The 25,852-nt window shown below is 65.3% G+C and carries 24 protein-coding genes and 1 pseudogene; 10 read left to right on the plus strand and 15 right to left on the minus strand.

The annotated features are described in order from the left end of the window. Position 1 precedes the first annotated feature (1 nt). Positions 2–1,018 carry an acyl-ACP desaturase gene (locus tag A5634_RS22735; RefSeq protein WP_065146353.1) on the minus strand — a complete coding sequence of 339 codons (1,017 nt, stop codon included), beginning with the start codon at positions 1,016–1,018 and terminating at the stop codon, positions 2–4. 210 nt (positions 1,019–1,228) lie between these two features. Continuing rightward, the gene (locus A5634_RS22740; protein WP_155769670.1) at positions 1,229–2,578 is read right to left on the minus strand and encodes a salicylate synthase; all 1,350 of its coding nucleotides are present in this window, start codon (positions 2,576–2,578) and stop codon (positions 1,229–1,231) included. 317 nt (positions 2,579–2,895) lie between these two features. Between A5634_RS22740 and A5634_RS22745 the strand changes: the two genes are divergently transcribed. Beyond that, positions 2,896–3,105 carry a hypothetical protein gene (locus tag A5634_RS22745; RefSeq protein ID WP_065146288.1) on the plus strand — a complete coding sequence of 70 codons (210 nt, stop codon included), beginning with the start codon at positions 2,896–2,898 and terminating at the stop codon, positions 3,103–3,105. A 38-nt stretch (positions 3,106–3,143) separates the two neighbouring features. Here A5634_RS22745 and hemW read toward each other — a convergent pair whose 3' ends face one another. After that, complete coding sequence (hemW, locus tag A5634_RS22750) at positions 3,144–4,316, minus strand: radical SAM family heme chaperone HemW (RefSeq protein ID WP_065146289.1); 1,173 nt, start codon at positions 4,314–4,316, stop codon at positions 3,144–3,146. A gap of 368 nt (positions 4,317–4,684) precedes the next feature. Here hemW and A5634_RS22755 point away from each other — a divergent pair, with 368 nt between their 5' ends. Genes A5634_RS22755 through A5634_RS27700 form a run of 4 tightly spaced genes read left to right on the plus strand, consistent with a single transcriptional unit; the run spans position 4,685 to position 8,072 of the window. After that, positions 4,685–6,355 (plus strand): nitrite/sulfite reductase, encoded by a 1,671-nt coding sequence (locus A5634_RS22755; protein WP_065146290.1) that lies wholly within the window; start codon positions 4,685–4,687, stop codon positions 6,353–6,355. Then, on the plus strand, positions 6,352–7,092 hold the full coding sequence (locus A5634_RS22760; RefSeq protein ID WP_065146291.1) for a phosphoadenylyl-sulfate reductase: 741 nt from the start codon (positions 6,352–6,354) through the stop codon (positions 7,090–7,092). The genes A5634_RS22755 and A5634_RS22760 overlap by 4 nt, the downstream gene beginning before the upstream one ends. Continuing rightward, positions 7,071–7,799, plus strand: a complete 729-nt coding sequence (locus A5634_RS22765) for a sirohydrochlorin chelatase (protein ID WP_081290601.1) — start codon at positions 7,071–7,073, stop codon at positions 7,797–7,799. Before A5634_RS22760 ends, A5634_RS22765 begins: the two co-directional genes overlap by 22 nt. A gap of 36 nt (positions 7,800–7,835) precedes the next feature. Further along, positions 7,836–8,072, plus strand: coding sequence for a DUF6480 family protein (locus A5634_RS27700; protein ID WP_081290602.1), 237 nt, complete (start codon positions 7,836–7,838; stop codon positions 8,070–8,072). A 128-nt stretch (positions 8,073–8,200) separates the two neighbouring features. Here A5634_RS27700 and A5634_RS22770 read toward each other — a convergent pair whose 3' ends face one another. The 5 genes from A5634_RS22770 to A5634_RS22790 form a co-directional block, all read right to left on the minus strand. After that, positions 8,201–9,244 (minus strand): sulfate/molybdate ABC transporter ATP-binding protein, encoded by a 1,044-nt coding sequence (locus A5634_RS22770; RefSeq protein WP_155769676.1) that lies wholly within the window; start codon positions 9,242–9,244, stop codon positions 8,201–8,203. Positions 9,245–9,270: 26 nt separating this feature from the next. Next, positions 9,271–10,083 (minus strand): sulfate ABC transporter permease subunit CysW, encoded by an 813-nt coding sequence (gene cysW, locus A5634_RS22775; RefSeq protein WP_065146294.1) that lies wholly within the window; start codon positions 10,081–10,083, stop codon positions 9,271–9,273. Next, a complete protein-coding gene (gene cysT, locus A5634_RS22780; RefSeq protein WP_065146295.1) occupies positions 10,080–10,961 on the minus strand; it encodes a sulfate ABC transporter permease subunit CysT in 882 nt (293 codons plus the stop codon). Before cysT ends, cysW begins: the two co-directional genes overlap by 4 nt. Next, positions 10,958–11,953 (minus strand): sulfate ABC transporter substrate-binding protein, encoded by a 996-nt coding sequence (locus A5634_RS22785; RefSeq protein WP_065146296.1) that lies wholly within the window; start codon positions 11,951–11,953, stop codon positions 10,958–10,960. The genes cysT and A5634_RS22785 overlap by 4 nt, the downstream gene beginning before the upstream one ends. Before the next feature lie 418 nt (positions 11,954–12,371). Continuing rightward, on the minus strand, positions 12,372–12,575 hold the full coding sequence (locus A5634_RS22790) for a hypothetical protein (RefSeq protein WP_155769672.1): 204 nt from the start codon (positions 12,573–12,575) through the stop codon (positions 12,372–12,374). A gap of 104 nt (positions 12,576–12,679) precedes the next feature. Here A5634_RS22790 and A5634_RS22795 point away from each other — a divergent pair, with 104 nt between their 5' ends. Beyond that, positions 12,680–14,737 carry a glycoside hydrolase family 15 protein gene (locus tag A5634_RS22795; protein WP_065146297.1) on the plus strand — a complete coding sequence of 686 codons (2,058 nt, stop codon included), beginning with the start codon at positions 12,680–12,682 and terminating at the stop codon, positions 14,735–14,737. A 2-nt stretch (positions 14,738–14,739) separates the two neighbouring features. Here the strand turns inward: A5634_RS22795 and A5634_RS22800 are convergent, their stop codons facing one another. The 3 genes and pseudogenes from A5634_RS22800 to lepA form a co-directional block, all read right to left on the minus strand. Next, on the minus strand, positions 14,740–15,504 hold the full coding sequence (locus A5634_RS22800) for a sensor domain-containing protein (protein ID WP_065146298.1): 765 nt from the start codon (positions 15,502–15,504) through the stop codon (positions 14,740–14,742). A 28-nt stretch (positions 15,505–15,532) separates the two neighbouring features. After that, complete coding sequence (locus tag A5634_RS22805; RefSeq protein WP_065146299.1) at positions 15,533–16,264, minus strand: sensor domain-containing protein; 732 nt, start codon at positions 16,262–16,264, stop codon at positions 15,533–15,535. A gap of 14 nt (positions 16,265–16,278) precedes the next feature. Next, positions 16,279–18,238: pseudogene (gene lepA / locus A5634_RS22810) on the minus strand (translation elongation factor 4). Here lepA and A5634_RS22815 point away from each other — a divergent pair. Beyond that, entirely contained in the window at positions 18,232–18,843 is a 612-nt protein-coding gene (locus tag A5634_RS22815) for a type II toxin-antitoxin system PemK/MazF family toxin (RefSeq protein WP_065146355.1), read from the plus strand. The pseudogene lepA and the gene A5634_RS22815 overlap by 7 nt on opposite strands. Positions 18,844–18,928: 85 nt before the next feature. On the opposite strand, the gene A5634_RS22820 is transcribed toward A5634_RS22815, so the two are convergent. Further along, positions 18,929–19,357 (minus strand): CBS domain-containing protein, encoded by a 429-nt coding sequence (locus A5634_RS22820; RefSeq protein ID WP_065146301.1) that lies wholly within the window; start codon positions 19,355–19,357, stop codon positions 18,929–18,931. Positions 19,358–19,497: 140 nt separating this feature from the next. Between A5634_RS22820 and A5634_RS22825 the strand changes: the two genes are divergently transcribed. The 3 genes from A5634_RS22825 (at position 19,498) to A5634_RS22835 (ending at position 22,279) form a co-directional block, all read left to right on the plus strand. Continuing rightward, complete coding sequence (locus A5634_RS22825) at positions 19,498–20,340, plus strand: ribonuclease Z (RefSeq protein ID WP_065146302.1); 843 nt, start codon at positions 19,498–19,500, stop codon at positions 20,338–20,340. Positions 20,341–20,452: 112 nt separating this feature from the next. Then, the gene (locus tag A5634_RS22830) at positions 20,453–21,811 is read left to right on the plus strand and encodes a PE family protein (RefSeq protein WP_065146303.1); all 1,359 of its coding nucleotides are present in this window, start codon (positions 20,453–20,455) and stop codon (positions 21,809–21,811) included. A gap of 117 nt (positions 21,812–21,928) precedes the next feature. Next, a complete protein-coding gene (locus tag A5634_RS22835) occupies positions 21,929–22,279 on the plus strand; it encodes a PE family protein (protein ID WP_065146304.1) in 351 nt (116 codons plus the stop codon). Positions 22,280–22,303: 24 nt separating this feature from the next. Here the strand turns inward: A5634_RS22835 and A5634_RS22840 are convergent, their stop codons facing one another. Genes A5634_RS22840 through A5634_RS22850 form a run of 3 tightly spaced genes read right to left on the minus strand, consistent with a single transcriptional unit; the run spans position 22,304 to position 25,817 of the window. Next, the gene (locus A5634_RS22840) at positions 22,304–23,143 is read right to left on the minus strand and encodes a transglutaminase family protein (RefSeq protein WP_065146305.1); all 840 of its coding nucleotides are present in this window, start codon (positions 23,141–23,143) and stop codon (positions 22,304–22,306) included. Then, positions 23,143–24,129, minus strand: a complete 987-nt coding sequence (locus A5634_RS22845; RefSeq protein ID WP_065146306.1) for an alpha-E domain-containing protein — start codon at positions 24,127–24,129, stop codon at positions 23,143–23,145. The genes A5634_RS22840 and A5634_RS22845 overlap by 1 nt, the downstream gene beginning before the upstream one ends. Continuing rightward, a complete protein-coding gene (locus A5634_RS22850) occupies positions 24,129–25,817 on the minus strand; it encodes a circularly permuted type 2 ATP-grasp protein (RefSeq protein ID WP_065146307.1) in 1,689 nt (562 codons plus the stop codon). Before A5634_RS22850 ends, A5634_RS22845 begins: the two co-directional genes overlap by 1 nt. Between the last annotated feature and the right edge of the window lie 35 nt (positions 25,818–25,852).

Below are 25,852 nucleotides of genomic sequence, written 5' to 3' on the forward strand. Positions count from 1 at the left end.
CTCAACGTCCGCTAAAGGTCAGCGTCCCTTCCGTTTTCAGCACGCGGCTGGCCGTGATCCGCTCGGCCTTGCGCGCTTCCCGTTCCAGATAGCGCTGTTTGGATTCTTCGAACTTGTCCGAGGCCTGCTCGAGTTCCTTGATCAGCACCGCGAGGTCGTCGCGCATCCACGCCGCCTCGCCGGTGAAATCTTCGCGTTCGAAGATCCGCCACTTGCGCAACACCGGCATGACCACCTCGTCGAGGTGAATGCGTGGATCGTAAACACCGCCTACGGCGATCACGACGGCCTTGCGCCGAAACTCCGGCACGGTGAACCCGGGCATCTTGAAGTTGCGCAAGATTCGGTGCACCGCGCGCATCGCCTGATTCGGCGCGATATCCAAACCGGCAGCGCTGATGTCGCGGTAGAAGATCATGTGCAGGTTCTCATCGGCCGACACCCTGGCCAGCAGTTGGTCGGCAATGCTGTCGTTGCAGGCTTTCCCGGTGTTGCGGTGGGAGACACGGGTGGCCAGTTCCTGGAACGACACGTACATCACCGAGTCGAATAGGCTCTGCGCGAACATATCTCCCTGCTGATTCTGACCCGGGCTGAAGCCCCGCGTCAGCTGCTCCATCCGCAACTTTTCCAACTCGACCGGATCGACCGCTCGCGTCACCACCAGGTAGTCGCGCAGTGCCACGCTGTGCCGGTTCTCTTCGGCGGTCCATCGATTGACCCACTGCCCCCACGCCCCGTCCATGCTGAAATTCATGGCGATTTCGCGGTGATACGACGGCAGATTGTCCTCGGTCAACAGGTTCTGCACCATCGCCACCTGGGCTGTGTCGGAGAGCTGACTCTGCCCGGGTTCCCAGTCCTGCCCGTCGAGGGTGTGGAAGTTCTTGCCATCCGACCACGGAATGTAGTCATGCGGATGCCACTCCTTGAACAAAGACAAGTGCCGGTTGAGCAGCTTCTCGGCAACGGGTTCAAGTTCTCCGAGCAGTTGGCGATCCGTCATTTCTTTGGACACAAGCACCTCCGAAGCTAGTGGGCCCGCGCTGGCAGGCAGGTGATCACACTGGGTTTTTCGTCCTGGTGCGGATTACGGCGACCCCGCTTTCTTCTGTTCTGGGCGGCATCCAACGCCGTCCGAACATCAGCTTGGTCGGCCGGCGCGGGCGCCAATAGAGCCGAAAGTCCCTGCCCGGGAGGTGCCTTAGGTCACAAACGACCTGGCGGTCTACTGCCGCTCGATCAGATACGGCGCCAGCGTGGAAAGCTTCTCGCAGGTTTCCTCGAATTCACGCTCTGGGTCGGAGGCGGCGATGATGCCGGCACCGGCCCGCAGCCAGGTCCGACCGTCGCGTTCATAAGCCGCCCGCAGTGTCAGCGCGGCATCCAGTCCGCCGTCAGCCGAAAACATCACCACCGCACCGGAATACAGACCACGCGGTCCTTCGTCAAGGCGCAGGATGGCTTCGACGCCGCCGGCTTTGGGAATTCCGGAAGCGGTCACCGCGGGGAAGAGCGCCTCCAGCGCATCCATCCGGTCGCTGGACGGGTCGAGACGGCCGGTGATCGTCGAACCGAGGTGCTGCACGCTGCCGCGTTCACGAACCGCCATGAAATCGGTGACGACCGCGGTCCCCGGCTCGGCGATCTCGGTAACTTCCTGCAACGAGGTACGAACTGAAATGGCGTGCTCGACAATCTCTTTGGAGTCCGATTCCAGGTCATCGCGGGCTTGTCGGTCATGTGCGGGGCCGCGGCCCAATGCGCGGGTCCCGGCCAGCGGTTCGGTGATCACCAGACCGTCGGCCTGCACCGCCGTGACCAGTTCAGGACTGTAACCCAGCGCGCGAATACCGCCGAGTTGCAACAGAAATGACCGCACCGGCGTGTTGTGCCGACGTCCCAGTCGATAGGTGGACGGGAAGTCCAGCGCGAAAGGCACTTGCAGACAACGAGAAAGGATCACCTTGTGGTAGTCGCCCGCGCCGATTTCGCGAACGGCCGTCGCCACCCGATCGCGGTAATCGGATGGGTCGGCGCACACGTCGACCGGGCGCGGGGGCGGCGTCGCAGGCAGTCCGGCACCGAGCAACCGGTCCACCGCCTCGCGCTCGCGGGCTCCGGCACCGAACAACCGAACCTCATCCTGGGTCACCACAATGCGCATGCGGGGCCAGAACACCCGCGCAAGCGGGGTTTGTGGCGCGAGGCGCGTTTGCAGCCCATACCGGTACACCCCGAATTCGAAAGCCACCCAACCGAATACCGCGTCGGTCTCCAACAGCAGGCGGTCGACCGCTTCGCCCAGGACAGCAGCGGGGCGTCCCGACCATTGGAGCCGCCGCATGACACCGTCGCGGATGACGCGCAGTTCGTCGCTATCCAGCTCGACGATGGCCTGCACACCGGCGGCCAACACCCAACGGCCGTCCTGCTCGTACAGCAGGTATTCCTCGTCCACCGGATCCGTCAACACCGCGGCCAACTCGGCCGCCAGATCGGCCGGGTCGATGCCGGCCGGGACGGGAAAGGACAGTGACGCGGTCCTGACAGAACTCGTCTCTACGCCGGCCTCCATCACGCAAGTAAATGTAGCCTAACCTATCGTTGAGCGCGCCCCCTACCCCCGGTGAGTAGGGAATTGCCGATGAGATTCAAATGGATCTAACACGTGCCTAATAGGCTGCGCTCATCGGTCACCGCCGCGTAGTGCCGCCATTTCCCCAGCTAGCTGGGCATAAATGAGGCCAACGCCGGTGTCTCGTCTGCTTACCTTCGGCGCGAAACGTTTCCGCACCATTTAGCTGTCGGCAACCTGCCTGATGAGTCGCGAACCCCGCGCGCTCCTAGCATCGCAACGTGACAGCCGAACCGACTCCACGGAAGGACCATCGCATGTTCGTCATCCGGATGACCGACGGCCAAGAGATCAAAGGCGATTGCGAGAACCTGACCATGCACCAGAAGACCGGCGTGCTCAGCGTGCGCACGGTCGACGGCTTCGAGGAGACCACCACCCACTACTCGCCCGCCGCGTGGCTCTGGGTGACGCACCGCAAACGCGACATCGACGTGAAGTCGTCTCGCATTTCCTCAGTCCGCTGAAAAAGTCCGCTGAAAACGCGCGGAACCTGAATACCCAGTTACCCCAGCACCGTTCGCACCACGGCGTCAGCCAGCAGGCGACCTCGGTCGGTGAGGATCAGGCTGTCGCCGTCGGATACCAGTAATCCGTCCGCCACCGCCGCTTCCGCACGTCCGCGTTCGGCGTCATCGAGTCGGATCAGCGGCAACCCCTGGCGCAGCCGAATCTGCAGCAACACCTCTTCGGTGTGCAACGCGTCCGCGCCGAGTTGTTCGTAGTCGGCCACCGGCAGCGCCCCATCCGCCAGCAGCTTCGCATAAGCGTTGGGATGCTTGACATTCCACCATCGCGTCGCGCCGACGTAGCTGTGCGCACCCGGTCCCGCGCCCCACCACTGGCCGCCATCCCAGTAGCCCAGGTTGTGCCGGCATTCGCCACCCGGCCGGGACCAGTTGGAAACCTCGTACCAGGCCAGCCCGGCGGCCGAAAGGCGCTCGTCGAGCAACTCGTAGCGGTGCGCCAGCACGTCGTCATCGGGCGGAGCCAGCTCACCACTACGAACCCGCCGGGCCATCGCGGTGCCCTCCTCGACGACCAGCGCGTAGGCAGACACGTGGTCGACCCCGGTCTCGATCGCGGTGTCCACCGAGCGAAGCAGGTCCTCGTCGGACTCTCCCGGGGTGCCGTAGATGAGGTCCAGGCTGACGTGTTCGAAACCCAGCTCCAGGGCCTCGCGGGCCGCGGCTGCTGACCGGTTCGGGGTGTGCACGCGGTCGAGCACCCCCAGCAGTCGGGGCACCACTGACTGCATCCCCAGCGACACCCGCGTGTACCCGGCCTCCCGGATCGCCTCGAAGAACTCCGGCCACGTCGACTCGGGGTTGGCTTCGGTGGTGATTTCCGCGCCGGGGGCCAGCGTGAAGTGGTCGCGCACCATGTTCAGCAGCGTCGTCAGCCGCGCTCCGCCCAGAAGTGACGGTGTGCCCCCGCCCACGAACACGGTGTCCACCGTCGGCCCGTCCAGCCGCGCGGCGGCCAGCTCGAGTTCAGCCCCGAGTGCCTGCAGCCAACCGTCCGGGTTGACACCGCCGAGTTCGGCCGGTGTGTAGGTGTTGAAGTCGCAGTAGCCGCAACGGGTTATGCAGAACGGGACGTGGACGTAGAGGCCGAATGCTTGTTCCGACGTGGGCGCCAATACCGGCAAGTCCACCGGCAGCTCGCGAGATGCCATGCCAAATCTTGGCACGCCGTGGCTGCTGAGGCAGTTTTCCCACGTTATTCCCGGTTTTTCTGGCCTCTCCACCCAGCTTTACCAGATAGTTTTAATCACCGTGAAAAGAAATTTGACCTGGTGACACGGTTGGGTGCGATCCATGGCAGAATGGCACCCGTGACCGTCGCCAATTCGAACCTGCGTGTGGTGCTGGTGGCGCGGCGGTATATCGACCTCAAGCGCGTTTGCAGCTGTAGCTGTCTGCCTTGATGTCGTAGACCCAGCCCATCTGTACCCCAACCTGGCTGCCGGATCTGCGCCGCCGGGACGATCGGTGAGCGCTGCGCATGATTCAGGCCCAGCCTGTTCGCGAAGGAGATTGCCGCATGACCACAGCACGTCCCGCCAAGGCCCCCCGCAATGAGGGCCAGTGGGCGCTGGGTAATCGCGAGGCGCTGAACCCCAACGAGGAGATGAAGCAGGCGGGCGCGCCGCTCGAGGTGCGGGAGCGCATCGAGAACATCTACGCCAAGGGCGGATTCGACAGCATCGACAAGAGCGATCTGCGCGGCCGGTTCCGCTGGTGGGGTCTCTACACCCAGCGCGAGCAGGGCTATGACGGCTCGTTCACCGGCGATGACAACATGGATCTGCTCGAGGCGAAGTACTTCATGATGCGGGTGCGTTGCGACGGCGGCGCAATCTCGACGACCGCCTTGCGCACGCTCGGCGAGATCTCGAAGGAGTTCGCCCGCGACACCGCCGATATCTCCGACCGGCAGAACATCCAGTACCACTGGATCGAGGTCGAGAACGTCCCGGAGATCTGGCGGCGACTCGACGAGGTCGGCCTGCAGACCACCGAGGCGTGCGGTGACTGCCCCCGCGTGGTGTTGGGATCGCCGCTGGCCGGTGAATCCCTCGACGAGGTGATCGACCCAACCTGGGCCATCGACGAGATCGTGAGTCGCTACATCGGCAAGCCCGATTACGCCGACCTGCCGCGTAAGTACAAGACCGCTATCTCGGGCCTGCAGGACGTCGCGCACGAAATCAACGACATCGCGTTCATCGGCGTCGACCACCCAGAGCACGGGCCAGGCCTGGACCTGTGGGTCGGTGGCGGTCTGTCCACCAACCCGATGCTGGCCCAACGCCTCGGGGTGTGGGTGCCGCTCGAAGAGGTGCCCGAGGTTTGGGCAGCCGTGACCTCGATCTTCCGTGACTACGGCTACCGGCGGCTACGGGCCAAGGCGCGGTTGAAGTTCCTGGTCAAGGACTGGGGTGTCGAGAAATTCCGTGAGGTCCTCGAAACCGAGTACCTCAAGCGCCCGCTGATCGACGGCCCGGCGCCGGCGCCGCTCGCGCACGCGATCGATCACGTCGGCGTGCAGCGCTTGAAGAACGGGCTCAACGCTATCGGGGTGTCCCCGATCGCCGGGCGGGTCTCGGGCACCATTCTGTGTGCGGTTGCCGACCTGGCCGAGCGGGCAGGCTCGGACCGAATCCGGTTCACCCCATACCAGAAGCTGATCGTTCTCGACGTCCCCGACGACAAGCTCGACGAGGTGCTCGCCGGCCTCGAGGCGCTCGACCTGACCGCCCAGCCGTCGCACTGGCGTCGAAACCTGATGGCGTGCAGCGGGATTGAGTTCTGCAAGCTGTCCTTCGCCGAAACCCGGGTCCGGGCACAGTCTTTGGTGCCTGAGCTGGAGCGGCGGCTGGACGACATCAACTCGACCCTTGACGTGCCGATCACCGTCAACATCAATGGCTGCCCCAATTCGTGCGCCCGAATTCAGGTGGCCGACATCGGATTCAAGGGCCAGATGGTCGACGACGGTAACGGCGGCTCGGTCGAGGGCTTCCAGGTCCACCTGGGCGGCGGCCTCGGTCTGGACAGTGGGTTCGGTCGCAAACTGCGCCAGCACAAGGTCACCAGCGACGAGCTCGGCGACTACATCGACCGGGTTACCCGCAACTTCCTCAAGCACCGTAACGAGGGTGAACGCTTCGCGCAGTGGGCGATTCGCGCCGAGGAGGAAGACCTGCGATGAGCGAGGGGACCAAGCCGTCCGAGGTTGAACTACGCGAGCTGGCCGCCCGCGGAGCCGCCGAGCTCGAGGGTGCCAGCGCGACCGAACTGCTGCAGTGGACCGAGGAGAACTTCGGCGGCATCAACGGACCCCGCGGCTGGGCGACATGCAACTACGTGGTCGCTTCCAATATGCAGGACGCCGTGCTGGTCGACCTGGCCGCCAAGGTTCGCCCGGGCGTGCCGGTACTGTTCCTGGACACCGGTTACCACTTCGTCGAAACCATCGGGACCCGCGATGCGGTCGAATCCGTCTACGACATCAGGGTTCTCAACGTCGCCCCCGAGGAAACGGTGGCCGAGCAGGACGAGCACAGGGGCAAGGATCTGTTCGCCAGCGACCCGGGCGAGTGCTGCCGACTGCGCAAGGTCCTCCCGCTGGGCAAGACGTTGCGCGGCTACTCCGCCTGGGTGACCGGGTTACGCCGGGTGGAGGCGCCCACCCGCGCCAACGCCGCACTGATCAGCTTCGACGAGGCGTTCAAGCTGGTGAAGATCAACCCGCTCGCCGCATGGTCGGACCAGGACATGCAGGACTACATCGACAAGCACGACGTCCTGGTGAATCCCCTTGTCTACGAGGGTTACCCGTCGATCGGCTGCGCCCCCTGCACGGCCAAGCCGGTCGAGGGCGCCGATCCGCGCAGCGGCCGCTGGCAGGGCCTGTCCAAGACCGAATGCGGACTGCACGCGTCGTGACGACACTGTTGTTGACCGCGCACGGCAGTGCGGATCCTCGCTCGGCGGCTAACGCCCGGGCCGTCGCGCGGCAGGTGACGCGGATGCGCCCGGACCTCGATGTGCGGGTTGCGTTCTGCGAACACAATTCACCGGGTCTGGTCGAGGTTCTCGACGAGTGTCCGGGCCGGGTTGTCGTGACTCCCCTGCTACTGGCCGACGCCTACCACGCGCGGATCGACATTCCGCGCCAGATCGCCGAGAGCCGCGCCACTGGGGTGCTGCAGGCCGAGGTACTCGGCGAAGACGAACGACTGGTGTCGGTGCTGCGTCAGCGGATCACCGAGGCAGGAGTTTCGCGCCTCGACGACACCGTCGGCGTCCTGGTGGTGGCCATCGGCTCGTCGAATGCGGAGGCGAATGCCCGTACGGCAGAGGTGGGATCCCGGCTGGCCGACGGAACGAAATGGGCCGGGGTGGCCACTGCCTTCGCCACCCGTCCGGAGCCTCCATTGCCGGTAGCCGTCGAACGGCTGCGACACCGCGGTGCTCGCCGGATCGTCATCGCGCCGTGGTTCCTGGCGCCGGGACGCATCCCAGACCGGGTGCAGCGATTCGCTCAGGAAGCCGGTATCGGGATGGCCGCGCCGCTGGGCGCGCACCGACTGGTGGCCGCGACGGTGCTGGATCGATTCGACCGCGCCGCGGCCCAGCGCCTCGCTGCCTGACGGTGTGACTCGGGCCTCACGGGGTACCCGCGGGCCATGACCGCGATGCCACCGGATCCCGATCCAGCCGCGACACCAGGTCTAGAGCCTGGGGGCGGCGTCTCGCCCGGCTCCACTCCGCCCGATTCCGCGCAAACGTCCGGGCTGTCGGAAAATCAACCGCGTCCCAAACGAAGACTGACACCGCTGGCGGTGGCGAGCATCGTCGCGGTGGTCATCTTCGCGGTGGTATTCGTGGTCGTCGCGCTCGGGATAATCGCGCACATCCCCTGACGCGCCCCCCGCCGCGCGCCGCGCGAGGCCTGACGTGCCGCGAACCCAACGTGGCTGCGAAATCCGCGGCCGAAAATCGCAGCCAGGTTCGGCTCGCGGCCAAACGGGTGGCGGCTCGCGGGGAAGAGTTAGGCCGAAGCCAGCGAAGACTCGTTGACCGGGTGGGCAATTGGCGGGACCCGCGTCGCACGCACATAGACGGTGTCGCCCTCCCGCAACGCCAGCGCCTCCGCGTCGCCGCGGGTGATCTGGGCGGTGAAGGGCCCACCGGAAGCCGCGCTGGTCAGCTCAACCCGGACCTCGAAGCCCAGCGTCACGACCCGATCGACCGTGGCCTTCACGACACCGATCGACGCCGCAGTACCGTCGCCACCCGCGATCGCCATATCCGGGTTGCGGCCAACTCGAATGTCGTGCGGCCGGACCAGCGCGCCGTTCAGCGCCGACACCGCGCCCAAAAACGACATCACGAACGCGTTTTCGGGAGCGTCATACACATCGGTCGGAGAGCCGACCTGTTCGATACGGCCCTTGTTCAACACCGCGATCCGGTCGGCCACGTCCAGCGCCTCGGCCTGGTCGTGGGTGACCAGCACTGTGGTGACATGAACCTCGTCGTGCAGCCGGCGCAGCCAGGACCGCAGGTCTTCACGCACCTTGGCGTCCAGCGCGCCGAACGGTTCGTCGAGCAGCAGCACTTCCGGGTCGACCGCCAGCGCCCGCGCCAGCGCCATGCGCTGGCGTTGCCCACCGGACAGCTGGTTGGGATAGCGGTTCTGAAACCCGCTGAGCCCCACCACTTCCAGCAGGTTGTCGACCTTCTCTTTGATCTCCGCCTTGGGCCGCTTGCGGATCTTCAACCCGTAGGCCACGTTGTTGCGCACCGTCAGGTGCTTGAACGCCGCATAGTGCTGGAACACGAACCCGATACCTCGGCGCTGCGGCGGTACGCGGGTGACGTCGCGACCGTTGATCGTGACGGTTCCGGTGTCGGGCTGATCGAGGCCGGCGATGGTACGCAGCAACGTCGACTTGCCCGAACCGCTGGGGCCCAGCAGCGCTGTCAATGAACCCGCCGGCACGACGAAGTCGACATGGTCCAGTGCGACGAAGTCGCCGTAGTTCTTGTAAGCGTCGCGCACCACGATCGCGTGCTTGCCCTGGTCGGTCACGGTCACATCAATTCTCCTTGTCCGGCCTACTTGCTCGCTCGTGCCCGGCGGGCATCCAGCACAACTTGGACGATCAACACCAATACAGCAACGGCCATCAGCAGCGTCGACAGCGCGTACGCCCCGTATTCGGCCCCGCGGTTGTAGCGGTCCGAAACCAGCAGGGTCAGCGTCTGGGACTGGCCGGGAAGGTTGGACGACACCATGATCACCGCGCCGTACTCGCCCAGTGTGCGGGCGACGGTCAGCACGATCCCGTACGTCAGACCCCACCGAATGGACGGCAGCGTGATCCGCCAGAACGTCTGCCACCAACCAGAACCCAGCGTCGCGGCGGCCTGCTCCTGATCGGTGCCAAGTTCGTGCAACACCGGTTCAACCTCACGCACCACGAAGGGCAGCGTGACGAAGATGCTGGCCAGCACGATGCCGGGCAGCCCGAAGATGATCTTCAGCCCCAGGTCACGCTCGACGAACCCCAGCGCTCCGCCGGCGCCCCACAGCACGATCAACGCCACACCCACGACGACCGGCGACACCGCGAATGGTAGGTCGATGATGGCCTGCAGGACGCCTTTGCCGCGAAAACGGTTGCGCGCGAGCACCAATGCCGTCGGAATCCCGAATATGACGTTGAGCGGCACCACGATCGCAACAACCAACAGCGACAGGTTCAGCGCCGATACCGCCGCCGGCGTGCTGACCCAGTCGTAGAACTGGCCCAGCCCGGGCTGGAACGTGCGCCACAAAATGAGCACCAACGGAATGATCAGCAGCACAACGATATACGCGAGCGCTGTGTAGCGAAGGAAGTAGCGGACGGTGCGCGACGTAGTCACCGGGACATCTCCTCGCGTTTGGCCGCCCGTGCACCGATGATGCGCAGGATCAGCAGCACGATGAACGAGATCGAAAGCAGCACAATGGAGATCGCGGCAGCGCCGACGCGGTCGTCGTTCTCGATCAAGGTCCGGATCCATTGCGACGACACTTCGGTCTTGCCCGGCACGGCACCACCGATCAGCACCACCGAACCGAACTCTCCGATGGCGCGCGAAAAGGCCAGTCCCGCACCGGACAACAACGCGGGTAGCAATGACGGCAGCACGACCGAGGTGAAGATCTTCGGTCCACTGGCTCCCAGTGACGCTGCCGCCTCTTCTGTTTCCCGATCAATCTCCAACAGCACCGGTTGAACCGCACGGACCACGAACGGCAGCGTGACGAACGCCAGCGCGATCCCGACGCCCCATTCGGTGTGCTGTAAGTGCAGCCCCACCGGGCTGTGGTTGCCGTACAGGGCCAGCATGACCAAGCTGGCGACGATCGTCGGCAATGCGAACGGAAGGTCGATGACCGCATCTACCAGTCGCTTGCCGAAGAAGTCGTCCCGCACCAGCACCCAGGCGATCAGTAGGCCGAAGACCGTATTGAGCAACGTCACGCCGGCCGAGATTGTCAGCGTCACCCGGAACGACTCCACCGCCGCGTGCGAAGTGGCGGCCAGCCAAAACGCGTCCCAGCCGCCACCCACGGCCTGCCACAGGATTGCGCCCAGGGGCAGCAGCACGATCACCGAGAGCCATATCGTTGCCACACCGAGGCGCAGGGACGTGCCGCCCGCCCGGCCGCGAGCAAGGGCAGCGGTTTCGGCGTCGGGCTTTTGGTCGAGTTCGGGCCGGATCGCTTCGGGATCTGGGGTCACTGTCACGGTCATCCGGTGGCCTGCGTGTAGATCTTGGTGATGCTGCCCGAGTTCTTGTCGAACAGTTGCGGGTCGGCGGTGCTCCACCCACCGAGGTCGGCGATGGTCCACAGCTTCGCCGGCAACGGGAACTGGTCTCTGAACGCTGCCACCACCGAGGGGTCCACCGGTCGAAAACCGGCTTGCGCCCACAACTTTTGCGCCGCCGCGGTGTACTGGAAATTCTTGAACGCGGTTGCCGCGGCGAGGTGGGTTCCGGTGAGTACCACCGCCATCGGGTTCTCGATCCTGAAGGTTTGCGGCGGGGTGACGTGCTCTACTGGCTTGCCGGCGCGCTCGGCCGCGATGGCCTCGTTCTCGTAGCTGATCAAAACGTCTCCACTGCCCTGGACGAAAACGTCGGTCGCCTCTCGTCCCGACCCTGGACGCAATTTGACATGTTCCCTGACCAATCGGCTGACAAACTCGATGCCGGCTTGACCATTTCGGCCACCTTCGCTCTTAACGGCGTATGGGGCCAGCAGATTCCATTTGGCCGCACCCGAACTCAGCGGGCTGGGCGTGATGACCTCGATGCCCGGACGAAGCAGGTCGTCCCAATCCTTGATGTTCTTGGGGTTGCCCTTGCGGACCACGAAGGTCACCACCGACCCGAACGGAATGCCCTTGGTGGCGTCGGTATTCCAATCCTTGGAGACCTTGCCGGACTTGATCAGACGGGTGATGTCCGGCTCGACCGAGAAGTTCACCAAATCGGCGGGTTTCCCGTCGGCCACCCCGCGCGACTGGTCACCGGAGGCGCCGTAGGACGTGATCACCTGGACGTCCTTACCTTCCTCGGAGGCGTTGAACGCCGGAATCACCTTGCTCCAGCCCGGTTCTGCGACCGAATAGGCGACCAGGGTGACACTTGACTTGGCGCCGCCTGATCTGCCGGCCCCGACGACATCGCTGGGGCCGCCGCTGCAGGCTGCGACCAGTCCCAGTAAGCCGAGAGCAAGCATGCGCGCGACGCGCTGTCGCCTGCGCCTTCTGCGCTCGGAGAACATCTGCGACATTGACTACCTCTCGGTGCGGGACTATCGGATTCGGTCCCGTGCTGTGAAAAGGCGGTCAGTCAGGTTCGACGAAATTCACGAACTCCACACCAAGCCACGCACGGATTTCGGAGTCAGCGACAACAGTGAACGTCGGCTGCAACGCAGCCGATCACAGACATAGCGCAGCCGAACGCCGGAACGTGGCGTTCCAAAAGGGCGGCTGCTGCGCGCATGTCGCGAAGCCTAACAGAGTTCACGCGGCTAGCAATTCGACAGGCTAATCGGTGCGAACAGCCCGATCAGTGCGTAATCCACCAGGTGGCGATCACCAGCACAACCAGCGCGAGCAGGACCAGGGTGACGTGCGAACGCGGCATCGCGGCTACCCGGACGTTTCGTCGGAGTGCCGGACGCGGCGCAACAACTGAATTCCCCCGCCGAGCAACGCGTCCAGCCCCGCAGCCAGAAAGTAAGCCAGGCACAGCACAACCGGCATCACCGCCAGCGCCTGAAGCACGAAAGGCAACCCGGAGAGCCACAGCTCAACGCCGTCCCACCAACTCAGGAAGCCGTTCACCGAGCCCACCCTATTAGCCCTGCCATCCGAAGCCAACGTGGCCGGCTGCGGGCCGAGTAACACCTCGGTTGCGGTGGTGGACGCAGAGCGGGTCGACAGTCGATGATGTTCCGATGGTCTTGCACGCCGATTCCGCTGACTCAGCTAACGACCAGGTCGACGATTTGCCTGCGGTCCCCACCAGCACGGAGCTCAAACCCTTCGACGCGGCGGCCGCGTTGCCCGCCGAACTCGAGACGCCCACGCCCTACATCTCCAATTCGCCGTCGCGCAACCCGTTTCCGCCGATCGCGGACTACGCCTTTTTGTCCGACTGGGAGACAACCTGCCTGATTTCGCCGGCCGGTTCAGTGGAGTGGCTGTGCGTGCCCCGCCCGGACTCCCCCAGCGTGTTCGGCGCGATCCTGGACCGCAGCGCCGGGCATTTCCGGTTGGGACCCTACGGCGTTTCGGTGCCCTCGGCGCGGCGTTACCTGCCCGGCAGTCTCATCATGGAGACCACCTGGCAGACCCACACCGGCTGGCTGATCGTGCGTGATGCGCTGGTGATGGGTCCGTGGCACGACATCGAGCGCCGATCGCGCACCCACCGTCGCACCCCGATGGACTGGGACGCCGAACATATTTTGCTTCGCACCGTCCGCTGTGTCAGCGGCACCGTCGAGTTGATGATGAGCTGCGAACCGGCCTTCGACTACCACCGCGTGGGCACCACCTGGGAATACTCGGCCAACGCCTACAACGAGGCCATCGCCCGCGCCAGCAGGCAACCGGACGCCCACCCGACGATGCGGCTCACCACCAACCTCAACATCGGGCTGGAGGGCCGGGAGGCACGCGCCCGCACCCGGATGAAAGAGGGCGACGACGTGTTCGTCGCGCTGAGCTGGACCAAGCACCCGGCACCGCAGACCTACGAACAGGCCGCCGAGAAGATGTGGCAGACCACCGAGTGCTGGCGACAGTGGATCAACATCGGCAACTTCCCGGACCACCCGTGGCGGGCCTACCTGCAGCGCAGTGCGCTCACGCTCAAGGGCCTGACCTACTCGCCGACGGGGGCGCTGCTGGCGGCCAGCACCACGTCGCTGCCGGAGACGCCCCAGGGCGAACGCAACTGGGATTACCGCTACTCGTGGATTCGGGATTCGACCTTCGCGTTGTGGGGCCTCTACACCATCGGGCTGGACCGCGAAGCCGATGACTTTTTCGCCTTCATCGCCGACGTGTCCGGCGCCAACAGCAACGAGCGCCACCCGCTGCAGGTGATGTACGGGGTCGGCGGGGAACGCAGCCTGGTCGAAGAGGAACTGAACCATCTGTCCGGCTACGACCATGCGCGGCCGGTGCGGATCGGCAACGGAGCCTACGACCAGGTCCAGCACGATATCTGGGGATCGGTGCTGGACTCGTTCTACCTGCACGCACGCTCGCGCGAACAGGTTCCGGAAACCCTCTGGCCGGTGTTGAAGAAGCAGGTTGAAGAGGCGATCAAGCACTGGCGCGAGCCGGACCGCGGGATCTGGGAGGTGCGCGGGGAACCGCAGCACTTCACCTCTTCGAAGGTGATGTGCTGGGTGGCGTTGGATCGCGGGGCGAAGCTGGCTGAGCGGCAGGGCGAGAAGAGTTATGCCCAGCAGTGGCGGGCGATCGCCGAGGAGATCAAGGCCGACATCCTCGAGCACGGCGTGGACTCACGCGGCGTTTTCACGCAGCGCTATGGCGACGACGCGCTGGACGCCTCGCTGCTGTTGGTGGTGTTGACCCGGTTCCTACCGCCCGATGACCCGCGGGTGCGTGCCACCGTCCTGGCGATCGCGGACGAACTCACCGAAGAGGGGCTGGTGCTGCGATACCGGGTGCACGAGACCGACGACGGACTCTCGGGCGAGGAAGGCACCTTCACCATCTGCTCGTTCTGGCTGGTGTCTGCGTTGGTCGAGATCGGCGAGCTGGCGCGCGGCAAGCGGCTGTGCGAGCGGCTGTTGTCGTTCGCCAGCCCGCTGCATCTGTACGCCGAGGAAATCGAACCCCGAACCGGCCGGCACCTGGGCAACTTCCCGCAGGCGTTCACTCACCTGGCGCTGATCAACGCGGTGGTCCACGTGATCCGGGCCGAGGAGGAAGCCGACGGCTCGGGCACGTTCCAGCCCGCTAACGCGCCTGTGTGAGTTCAGCTCCGCGAACTCACCTTGTCCATCATCGTGCGGGTGATGTCGATGGCGCTCGTGTTGAGATCGGCTGTCCCCGGGTCCGACGCACGTTGCACGCTGAAGAACGTAACCTCCACCTCGATAAGGCAATTGGCGCGTAACCCGATGGCGTGAGCTTCGGGTCTGCGTCCACCCGAGGCGCCGGCCGCCTGGACGTACACCGTTGCTGCGGCGACCGAATTCTCAACTCGCACATTGGAGATCTCGTCGCTGTAGTTGAATTGTCCGCCGGAGATGGTCACGGTAGTGCCATTGCACTTCTTCCACTGCTCGCTGAACTTGGCGAACCACGTTGCGGCCTCGGCAACGGAAGGCATTGCCACCACCGCCTCGGCTACGTTGATCACTCGTCCGGAAGTACCTGCGGCCCACCATGTCTCGCGTGCCAGGTTCTTGACCGGGGCATTCTCATAGGTGCTGCGCAGGGTCATTGTCGTGACGCCGGCGCACTCCGGCGGCGACATGTCGCCCAGACCGGGCTGCAACTTTTCGGGGCCACCGAAACGTGGCGGCAGGTTGGCGTCGCTTTTGAACGGCTGGTTGAGCATGCTGCTCAGCGCCGTACCGTCGAGCAACACTTGCTTGATGACCTCCCCTAGCAACGGGTTCGGCTTCAGTCCGGGCGCGGGGTGTGCGGCGCCGTCGATCGCGTTCGTGCAACCGGTGGCCAACAGGAGGACCGCGGCGACAAGCAGCGTTGGCGAAACAGACCAGCGCCATTTCATTTTCGATGCCTTTCTGGTGGTTGGGGCGTCAACTCGTGCCGGATAGCTTGCGCAGCATGGCCTTAACGAGATCGGTTGCCCTGCTGCTGGTTTGGACGTCGGGACGAAGGGCGACGTGCACATCGACGATGACATCGGACTGCACCCCCACGGCCCGCTCGACCGGGGACGGCGGGGTTTGGTGGCTGTCCCAGCTCATGACGGTGGCCGACAGCATCGACCCCTGGGCCTGAACACGGTCGACTCTGGCGTACCACTGGGTCTTGCTGGAGTCCAAGGTGGACATGGTGACCGTGGTGCCGATGCAGTTCTGCCATTGCGGGACAAAGGATTCAAACAGGCGTTGCGCATCGGCGACCGTGGCCAGCCTGACCGCTGCCGCCGTCGCGCCCGAGGCCGCCACATCCAGACCGTAGTTCCAGTAGTCCTGCACGGCCACGTCGCGAACCGGGCCTTTTTCGTAGACGACGTGAAGTGCCGGGTTGGCGGGTCCGATGCACTCGATCGGTGACGCGTCGCGATTGCTGCGAAAACCGTCCGGTAGCAACTCGATCCCGCCTGTCCGCGGTGGCGGGTTCTGCTGCAGGTCGTTGCCGACCGCGGCGCGGATTTCCTCGTCGGTCGGCATGATCTGCAGCAACGGAGTGGTGGTGGTGCCGGAACGCGGCGACACGCGCTGCGCGGTGCCGTCCACGTCACCAGTGCACCCGACCGCCGACAACCCCAGGATCAGCACGGCGACGGCGCGGGCGAAAAACATTGCTGATGCTTGTGTTACTTCTTGGATTTGTCCCCCGAAGTTTCGGTGGACAACGCCGCCACGAAAGCCTCTTGCGGCACGTCGACCCGCCCGATGGTCTTCATCCGCTTCTTGCCTTCCTTCTGCTTCTCCAGCAGCTTGCGCTTACGCGTGATGTCACCGCCGTAGCACTTGGACAACACGTCTTTTCGGATCGCTCGGATGTTCTCCCGCGCAATGATTTTCGAGCCAATGGCGGCCTGCACCGGCACTTCGAACTGCTGGCGCGGAATCAGCTCCTTGAGCTTGGTGGTCATCTTGTTGCCATAGGCCGATGCCCCGTCTTTGTGCACGATCGCGCTGAACGCGTCAACGGCCTCGCCCTGCAACAGGATGTCGACCTTGACCAGTTGGGCTTCCTGCTCGCCGGATTCCTCGTAATCGAGGCTGGCATAACCGCGGGTCCGCGATTTCAGCGAGTCGAAGAAGTCAAAGATGATCTCCCCCAACGGCATTGTGTAGCGCAGTTCCACCCGCTCGGGCGACAGGTAGTCCATGCCGCCGAGCTCGCCGCGGCGTGACTGGCAAAGTTCCATGATGGTGCCGATGAACTCGCTGGGCGTGATGATCGTGGTCTTCACCACGGGCTCATAGACGGTGCGGACCTTGCCCTCGGGCCAGTCCGACGGGTTGGTCACGACAATCTCGGAATTGTCCTCTTTCTCGACCCGGTACACGACGTTGGGCGAAGTCGAGATCAGATCCAGGTCGAACTCGCGCTCCAGCCGCTCGCGGGTGATCTCCATGTGCAACAGGCCCAGGAACCCACACCGGAACCCGAAGCCCAGTGCCACAGAGGTTTCCGGCTCATAGGTCAATGCCGCGTCGTTGAGTTGCAGCTTGTCCAGAGCGTCGCGCAGGTTCGGATAGTCGCTGCCGTCGACGGGATAGAGCCCCGAGTACACCATTGGCTTGGGTTCGCGGTAGCCGGTCAGCGCCTCTTTGGCGCCGTTGCGCGCCGTCGTGACGGTGTCACCGACCTTGGACTGACGGACGTCCTTCACCCCGGTGATCAGGTAGCCGACCTCCCCGACACCCAGGCCCTCGCTGGCCTTCGGTTCGGGCGAAACGATCCCAACTTCCAGCAATTCGTGGGTGGCGCCGGTGGACATCATCGAGATGCGTTCGCGCGGCGTGATTTTGCCATCCACGACCCGGACGTAGGTCACCACGCCGCGATAGATGTCGTAGACGGAGTCGAAGATCATCGCGCGGGCAGGCGCGTCGGCGTCACCTTGCGGGGGCGGCACCTCGCGCACCACGTGATCAAGCAGATCGGCGACGCCTTCGCCCGTCTTGCCGGATACGCGCAGCACGTCGCTGGGCTCGCAACCGATGATGTGGGCGATCTCTCCGGCGTAGCGGTCCGGGTCGGCGGCCGGCAGGTCGATCTTGTTCAGCACCGGGATGATGTGCAGGTCGCGATCCAGAGCAAGGTAGAGATTGGCCAGCGTTTGCGCCTCGATGCCCTGGGCGGCGTCGACCAGCAGCACCGCACCCTCGCAGGCTTCCAGCGCGCGGGAGACCTCGTAGGTGAAGTCGACGTGGCCGGGGGTGTCGATCAGATGCAGGACGTAATCCTGGTCATCCAAGCGCCAGGGCAACCGGACGTTCTGCGCCTTGATGGTGATGCCGCGTTCCCGCTCAATATCCATCCGGTCCAGGTACTGGGCACGCATCGAGCGCTCGTCGACCACCCCGGTCAACTGCAGCATGCGGTCGGCCAATGTCGACTTGCCATGGTCGATGTGAGCAATGATGCAGAAGTTCCGAATCTGCGCCGGCGGCGTGAAGGTCTTGTCGGCGAAACTGCTGATGGGAATCTCCTGGTTGAGCGGTTTGCGGGTCTGTCCAGCGTATCGGTGCGCCACTGCCGGGACACAATTGCTGGTCTGCTGCTGGTCCGGACACGCGGTTATGCTGCGAACATGGCACCGGGTAAGAAGTCGTCCGGCAAGTCGCAGTGGAGAACGTTTCAGCGATTTGCCGAGAACCTGGTCAACGAGGCCCCCAAGGTGGTTCAGCGCCTGCAGAACACGCAGGACACGCTGCGCACCATCCAGCAGGCCGTCAAGGTCACCGCGAACATCATGACGATGGGTCTGCCCGCCCCACCAAACGAGATCACCACTGGGCGGCCGGTGACCAAGACGAGCTTCCCGACCGCGCAGCGGGCCCGCAAAATCGTGTATGCACCGGACCTCGACGGCCGTGCCGATCCCGGCGAGATCGTGTGGACCTGGGTGGTTTACGAGGACGACCCGACCCGAGGCAAGGATCGGCCGGTGCTCGTCGTGGGCCGGGACCGCAGCGTCCTGCTCGGGCTGATGCTGTCCAGCCAGGAACGCCACGCCAGCGACCGCGATTGGGTCGGAATCGGGTGCGGCGCTTGGGATTACGAGGGACGAGAGAGCTGGGTGCGGCTGGACCGGGTGCTCGACGTGCCCGAGGAGGGCATTCGCCGCGAGGGCGCGATCCTGGAACGCGAAACCTTCGAAGTGGTCGCCGCCCGACTGCGGACCGAATACTCCTGGCGCTAGTTGTCCTCTAGTTCCGCGAGCCGAACCTGGCTGTCATTTTCGGCCGCGGATTTCGCAGCCACGTTGGGCTCGCGGAGCGGTGCGTTCAGCCTTGGGTGATGTAGGACTGCAACTGCTGCTGCTCGGCCTCGAGTTCACCCATGCGGGTCTTGACCACGTCGCCGATGCTGACGATGCCGATCAGCTTTTTGCCGTCGAGCACCGGCACGTGCCGGACCCGGTTCTTGGTCATCAGGACGCTAATACTGTCGACTGTGTCGGACTTCGTGCAGGTGGCGACCGCGGCGGTCATGATCTTGGAGACCGGACGCGACAACACGCTGGCACCGTGGACGTGCAACTGGCGGACTATGTCGCGCTCCGAGACAATGCCGACCACCCCGTCGGCGCCCATCACCACCATGGCGCCGATGTTCTGTTCGGCAAGGCCCGCCAACAATTCTCGGACCGTTGCATCGGGGTTGATCGTCGTCACCGCCGCACCCTTGTTCCGCAAGACGTCCGCGATGCGCATTAAGTCCTCCTGCCGATTGTGATCCGATTCACATCAGGCTACGCCAAACGTTTGCGACGACAACGCCAGCAACCCGAACCCGTGATGCAGAGCGGCCGAATCGTCATTCCAGGTTGACCAGGGCTGGTAAAGATGGGCCCATGATCGAGGTCACCCTGCTTGGCACCGGAAGCCCCATCCCCGACCCCAACCGCGCCGGACCCGCCACTTTGGTTCGGGCCGGCGGCCAGGTGTTCCTGATCGACTGCGGACGCGGGGTGCTGCAGCGGGCTGCGGCCGTCGGAGTCGGCGCGGCCGGCCTGTCGGCGCTGCTACTCACCCACCTGCACAGCGACCACATCGCGGAACTCGGCGACGTGCTGATCACCAGCTGGGTCACCAACTTCACGCCCGATCCGGCGCCGCTGCAGATCATCGGACCGCCCGGTACCGCGGAAGTTGTAGACGCGATGCTCAAGGCATTCGGACACGACATTGGTTACCGCATCGCCCACCACGCCGATCTCAACGCGCCACCGCCGGTCGAAGTCCATGAGCACACCGAGGGCACGGTATGGGACCGCGACGGTGTGACGATCCGGGTCGCTCCCACCGATCACCGTCCGGTAGCGCCGACGATAGGGTTTCGGGTCGAGTTCGACGGCGCCTCGGTGGTGCTGGCCGGTGACACGGTGCCCTGCCCCAGTCTGGACGAATTAGCCTCTGGCGCAGACGCTTTGGTGCACACCGTGATTCGCAAGGACGTCCTGACCCATGTTCCGCAGCAACGCCTCGTCGATATTTGCGACTACCACTCGTCGGTGCAGGAGGCAGGCGCGACCGCGGCCCGGGCCGGCGTGGAGACATTGATCCTCACGCACTACGTGCCAGCCATCGCGCCGGGCCAGGAGGAACAGTGGCGGGCGTTGGCGGCCAGTGAGTTCGGCGGCCAGATCGAGCTCGGCGACGATCTGCACCGGGTCGAGGTCAACGCCCGGCGCTGAGCAGCTCGCTAGCCACTATCGACACCGAATATCGGCACGGGCCCGAGCCTGTGCTTTCGAGCCTCGGACGCGGTACGATCCGCTCCTGCCGTTTGCTAGCAAAGAGGTACTGATGTCGTGGTTTGCCGCCGGACCAGAGGCTATGGCCTCTGCGGCGGGCCACCTGGCCGGCATCGGATCCAATATCGCCGAATCCAACGTGGCCGCGGCCCTGCAAACGGCCGGTTTGCCGGCGGCCGCGGCGGACCAGGTTTCGGCGGCCATCGCGGCGTTCTGGGGCGCGCACTCGCAGGGCTACCAACAGATCAGCGCTTCGATGTCGAGGTTCCACGAGCAATACGTGGCGGCGCTGACTGGCAGCGGAGCCAGCTACGCAGCCGCCGAGGTCGTCGCCGCGGGCCCGTTGCAGGACCTGTTCAACGCCATCAACGCACCCGTCCGGCAACTGCTGGGCCGCCCGCTGATCGGCGACGGCGCTGACGGCGTGACGAACGCGGCCGGTATCGGGACGGCCGGAGAGGCCGGCGGACTCCTGTTCGGCAACGGCGGGCGCGGCGGCAACAGCACAGCGGCCGGGGCCACTGGCGGAGCTGGCGGCGATGCAGGCCTACTCGGTAACGGCGGCGCCGGTGGCTCCGGTGGTGCCGCCACCGCGTTGACCGGCGGCACCGGCGGCAACGGCGGGGCGGGCGGCTGGCTGTACGGCAACGGTGGTGCCGGCGGTGCAGGCGGTGCGGCCACCGGGGCCCTGGTGAGCGGCGGCGGCGCCGGAGGCATCGGCGGTGATGCTCTCCTGTTCGGTAACGGCGGCATCGGTGGGGCCGGCGGAAACAGCCTCCTCGGGGGCAGTGGAGGTCCCGGCGGAAACGGCGGCAGCGCCGGCGCCCTGCTCGGCAACGGCGGTCTCGGCGGTGGCGGCGGCACGGGCAACATCTTCGGCGGTCAGGGCGGTGACGGCGGCCCGTCTGGCTTCGGGTTCGGCAATGGCGGCGGCGGGGGCGCCGGTGGTAATGGCAACACGAACTTGGTCAGCTTCGGCGGCAATGGCGGCGGGGGCGGCCGCTCGGCGGTGATCTTCGGCTGGGCGGGCGACGGCGGCAACGGCGGTGCCGGTTTGTTCCAAACCATCAGCTCCGGCGGCAGCGGCGGCGAAGGCGGCGGCTCCGGGCTGCTCGGCTTCGCCGGCCACGGCGGCAACGGCGGCTCGGGTAGCGGATTTGGCGGCGCGGGCGGTCAGGGCGCGTTCATTCTCGGCAGCGGCGGGACCGGCGGAGCCGGCGGTGCGAGCATCGCCGTTGCCGTCGCCGGCGGTCAGGGCGGCGCCGGCGGAGACGCGCGTTTTATCGGCAACGGTGGCAACGGCGGGGCCGGCGGAACCAAGTTCGGCAACGCCGGCACGCCTGGTCAGGGCGGTGCCGGCGGCATCGGTGGCCTCATCGGCCTCAACGGCAGCCCGGGGCCCAGCGGCTGATCCGGTGCCGAATTACCAATTCGTGCATCGGCAGCCCTCCGCTAGGGGTAATAATTAGCGGGGCGAAGGTACGATCTTTTGATTCGTGTCCGCCGTCAGTTGACTTAAGGTTGCCGGATGTCGTGGTTTTCCGCAGGACCAGCGGCGATGGCGGCTGCGGCGAACAACCTGGCCGGTATCGGATCGACAATCGCCGAATCCAACGCCGCCGCGGCCCAGCACACGGCCGGCGTGCCGGCGGCCGCAGCCGATCAGGTGTCCGCCGTGGTGGCGGCGTTCTGGGGTGCGCACGCGCAGGGCTACCAGCAGATCAGCGAGCAGATGTCGGCGTTCCACGAACAGTTCGTCCAAGGTGTGACCGGCGCTGGATCGGCATACGCCAACGCCGAAGCGGCCGCCGCATCGGGGCTGCGGGATACGTTGAACGCGATCAATGCGCCCGCGCGAGGACTGCTGGGCGGTCCGTAGGGCTGAGCGGCGCCAAAGCGCCTTTCATGCGAGCCGAGTGATCTCCACTTCGACATCGAGGTCGGTCGCCCCCAGCCCCGAGTAGATGCCCTTCAGCGGCGACACGTCGGCGTAGTCACGGCCGACCCCCACACTGATGTACTGCTCGGTGATCTCGGTGTCGTTGGTGGGGTCGTAGTTCAACCAGCCACCGACCCACGCCTGTATCCAGGCGTGACTGCGGCCCTCGACTACTTTGCCAATCACCGCGTCGGCCTTGGGGTGCAGATACCCGGAGACGTAGCGGCCGGGAATTCCCATGCTGCGCAACAAGATCAGGGTCAAGTGAGCAAAATCCTGGCACACACCCTTACCCTGCTCCAGCGCATCCAGGCCCGAAGATTGCACACCGGTGGTACCCGGCAGGTAATCCAACTCGTTGCGCGCCCAGCGCGCCGCCGCCACGACCGCCTCGCCGGGCTCATGGTTCTTGATGATCCGCTTGCCCACGGCGCTAACACGTTTGCTGGCAGGCGTGTAGTCGGTGGGCCGCAGCACCTCGTCGAAGCGATCGATGACGGCGATCGACTCCAGCTCTTCCCAATTGGTCTTCTCGATCGGAAACTCCGGGCGCTCAGTTTCGACCACCGACGACGATGTCACGGTCAGCTCGGCATGGGGCGCATGCAGGTCGAACGCGGTGACCGCCGTCCCCCAGTAGTCGATGTAGCGGTAGGACCGGGTGGCGGGAATGGTTTCCACACGGTTGAGCACGACATTCTGACGGGTGTTGGACCGCGGCGTCAGCCGAGCTTCGTTGTAGGACGCGGTCACTGGCGATTGGTAGGCATACCCGGTGGTGTGCACCACCCGCATCCGCCACATCAGGCTTCACCTCGATTCTCAAGACTGTCGATCAATGCTCCGCGCTGTCGCGCATCCGTCCACGCCACCCACGGCGCGGCGTGGAAATACTGCAGTGCCAACGCATCTCCGACGTCGCGGCAGGTCCGTTGCAGGCCGGCCAGGCGATGCTCCAGCGTTTCCAGCAGCACCCCGGGCTGGACGAACTCCAGTTCGCTGCGCGCCTGTCCGAGCAGTCGCTGCGCTTCGGTGGTCGCCCCGATGCGGCTCTGTGGGTTGTGCAGCAACTCTTCGAGATTGTGCTCGGCCAACTTCAGCGAGTAGAACACCGAACGCGGAAACAGCCGGTCCAGCAACATGAATTCGACCACTCGGCCGGCATCCAACGCTCCCCGGTAGGTGCGCAGATAGGTGTCGTGCGCACCTGCTGAACGCAGCAGCGTCACCCACGCCGGAGACGAGGCGCTGTCCCCCACCCGCGACAACAACAGGCGCACCGTCATATCGACCCGCTCGATCGCGCGACCCAGCACCATGAAGCGGTAGCCGTCGTCGCGGGACAGCGTGGAGTCGGCCAAACCGGCGAACATCGCGGCACGTCCCTCGATAAATGCCAGAAACTCATGCGGCCCAAGGCGTTTGGCGGCACGCTCACGCTCGGGCAGGGCGTGGTAGGTGGTGTTGATGCACTCCCAGGTTTCGCTGGACGTGACTTCCCTTGCCGACCTTGCGTTTTCCCGCGCCGCCGAAATCGCGGCGACGATCGAACAGCCGCCCTCGGTGTTGGGTTTGAACGCCACCAGGTCCGTCAACGACCACACGTCGAGCCGGTGCTCGGGCGGTGCGATGCCCAGCACCTTCAGCAGCAGCCGAGACGCCTGGTCGGGGTCGACGCTGGAGTCCTCGAGCAAGTGGTGAACGGCGACATCGAGAATGCGGGCCGTGTCGTCGGCGCGCTCGACGTAACGACCGATCCAGTACAGCGCTTCGGCATTGCGGGCAAGCATCAGCGACCCGCCTTCTGCTGTTGCTGCTGTTGTTTTTGTTCCTGTGGAGGCGGATCGACCAGCGGTTCGCGCGGCTGCTGTATCGGCTGCGCCGGCAGAACGGTGTCGGGGTGCTGCTCGGGCACTGGTCTCGGCAGCGACCGCACCACCTGGGCGCGACCCAACTCGCGGGCGTCCTCAGACGTGCGCGGCGCCAGCACCCAGGTGTCCTTGGACCCGCCGCCCTGGCTGGAGTTCACCACCCGGGAGCCCTCCACCAGAGCGGTGCGGGTCAGCCCGCCGGGCAACACCCACACCTGGTTGCCGTCGTTGACCGCGAACGGCCTCAGGTCGACGTAGCGCGGCGCGAGGTTGCCCTCGATGCGGGTCGGCACCGTCGACAGCTCCATCATCGGCTGCGCGATCCAGCTACGCGGATCTTCGCGAATCTTCTTGCTGATCGCGGCCAGTTCCTTCTCCGAAGCTTCCGGGCCGAACACGATGCCGTAGCCGCCGGACCCCTCGACCGGCTTGATCACCAGCTCGCCGACCCGGTCGAGCACCTCCTCGCGTTCCTCGTCGAGCCAGCAGCGATAGGTGTCCACGTTGGCCAGCAGGGGTTTCTCGCCGAGGTAGTACTCGATGATGGTGGGCACATAGGTGTAGACGAGCTTGTCGTCGCCGACGCCGTTGCCGATCGAGCTGGAGATGACGACGTTGCCGGCGCGCGCGGCGTTGACCAGCCCGGCCACCCCGAGCACCGAATCCGCCCGGAACTGCAGCGGGTCCAGGAACGCGTCGTCGATGCGTCGGTAGATGACGTCGACCTGGCGTTCACCCTCGGTGGTGCGCATGTAGACCTGGTTGTCACGGCAGAACAGGTCACGGCCCTCGACCAGCTCGACGCCCATTTGCCGGGCCAGCAGCGAATGCTCGAAGTACGCGGAGTTGTAGACCCCGGGGGTAAGCACCACGACAGTGGGGTCGGCTTCGTTGGTGGCCGCCGAATTGCGCAATGCCCGCAACAGATGCGAGGAGTAGTCGTCGACGGTGCGCACCCGGTGGGTGGCGAAAAGGTTGGGGAAAACCCGCGCCATGGTGCGCCGGTTCTCCATCACGTAGGACACTCCCGAGGGCGAGCGCAGATTGTCTTCCAGAACCCGGAAGTCGCCCTTCTCGTCGCGGATCAGGTCGATACCGGCGACGTGAATCCGCACCCCGTTGGGCGGCACGATTCCCACGGCTTCCCGATGAAAGTGCTCGCAGGAGGTGATCAACCGACGCGGGATGACGCCGTCGCGCAGGATCTCCTGGTCCCCGTAGATGTCGTCGAGGTACATCTCCAGGGCCTTCACCCGCTGGGTGATGCCACGTTCCAGGCGAGTCCATTCGGCGGCCGAAATAACCCGTGGAACCAGGTCCAGTGGGAACGGCCGCTCCTTGCCGGACAGGGAGAACGTGATGCCCTGGTCGATGAACGCCCGGCCCAGCGCGTCGGCCCGGCCCTTGAGTTCTGAGGCGTCGGTGGGCGCCAATTCGGCGTAGATGCCCTTATAGGGCCCGCGTACGTTGCCCTGGGCGTCGAACATCTCGTCGAAGGCGTTCGCGTAGGCATCTGAGGTGTTGTAGCCCTCGAAAATGCGCTCGGAACGGGCGCGCGACCGCTGTCTAGCTGCGTCGATCTGGCTCGGAAGACTCACCTGTGTCATGCTGCCTCAATTCCCCCGCTCGGGCAGACCCAGAA

Origin of the sequence: Mycobacterium asiaticum, assembly GCF_001673365.1 — a bacterium.
In the GTDB taxonomy this organism is placed as follows: Bacteria; Actinomycetota; Actinomycetes; order Mycobacteriales; family Mycobacteriaceae; genus Mycobacterium; species Mycobacterium asiaticum_A.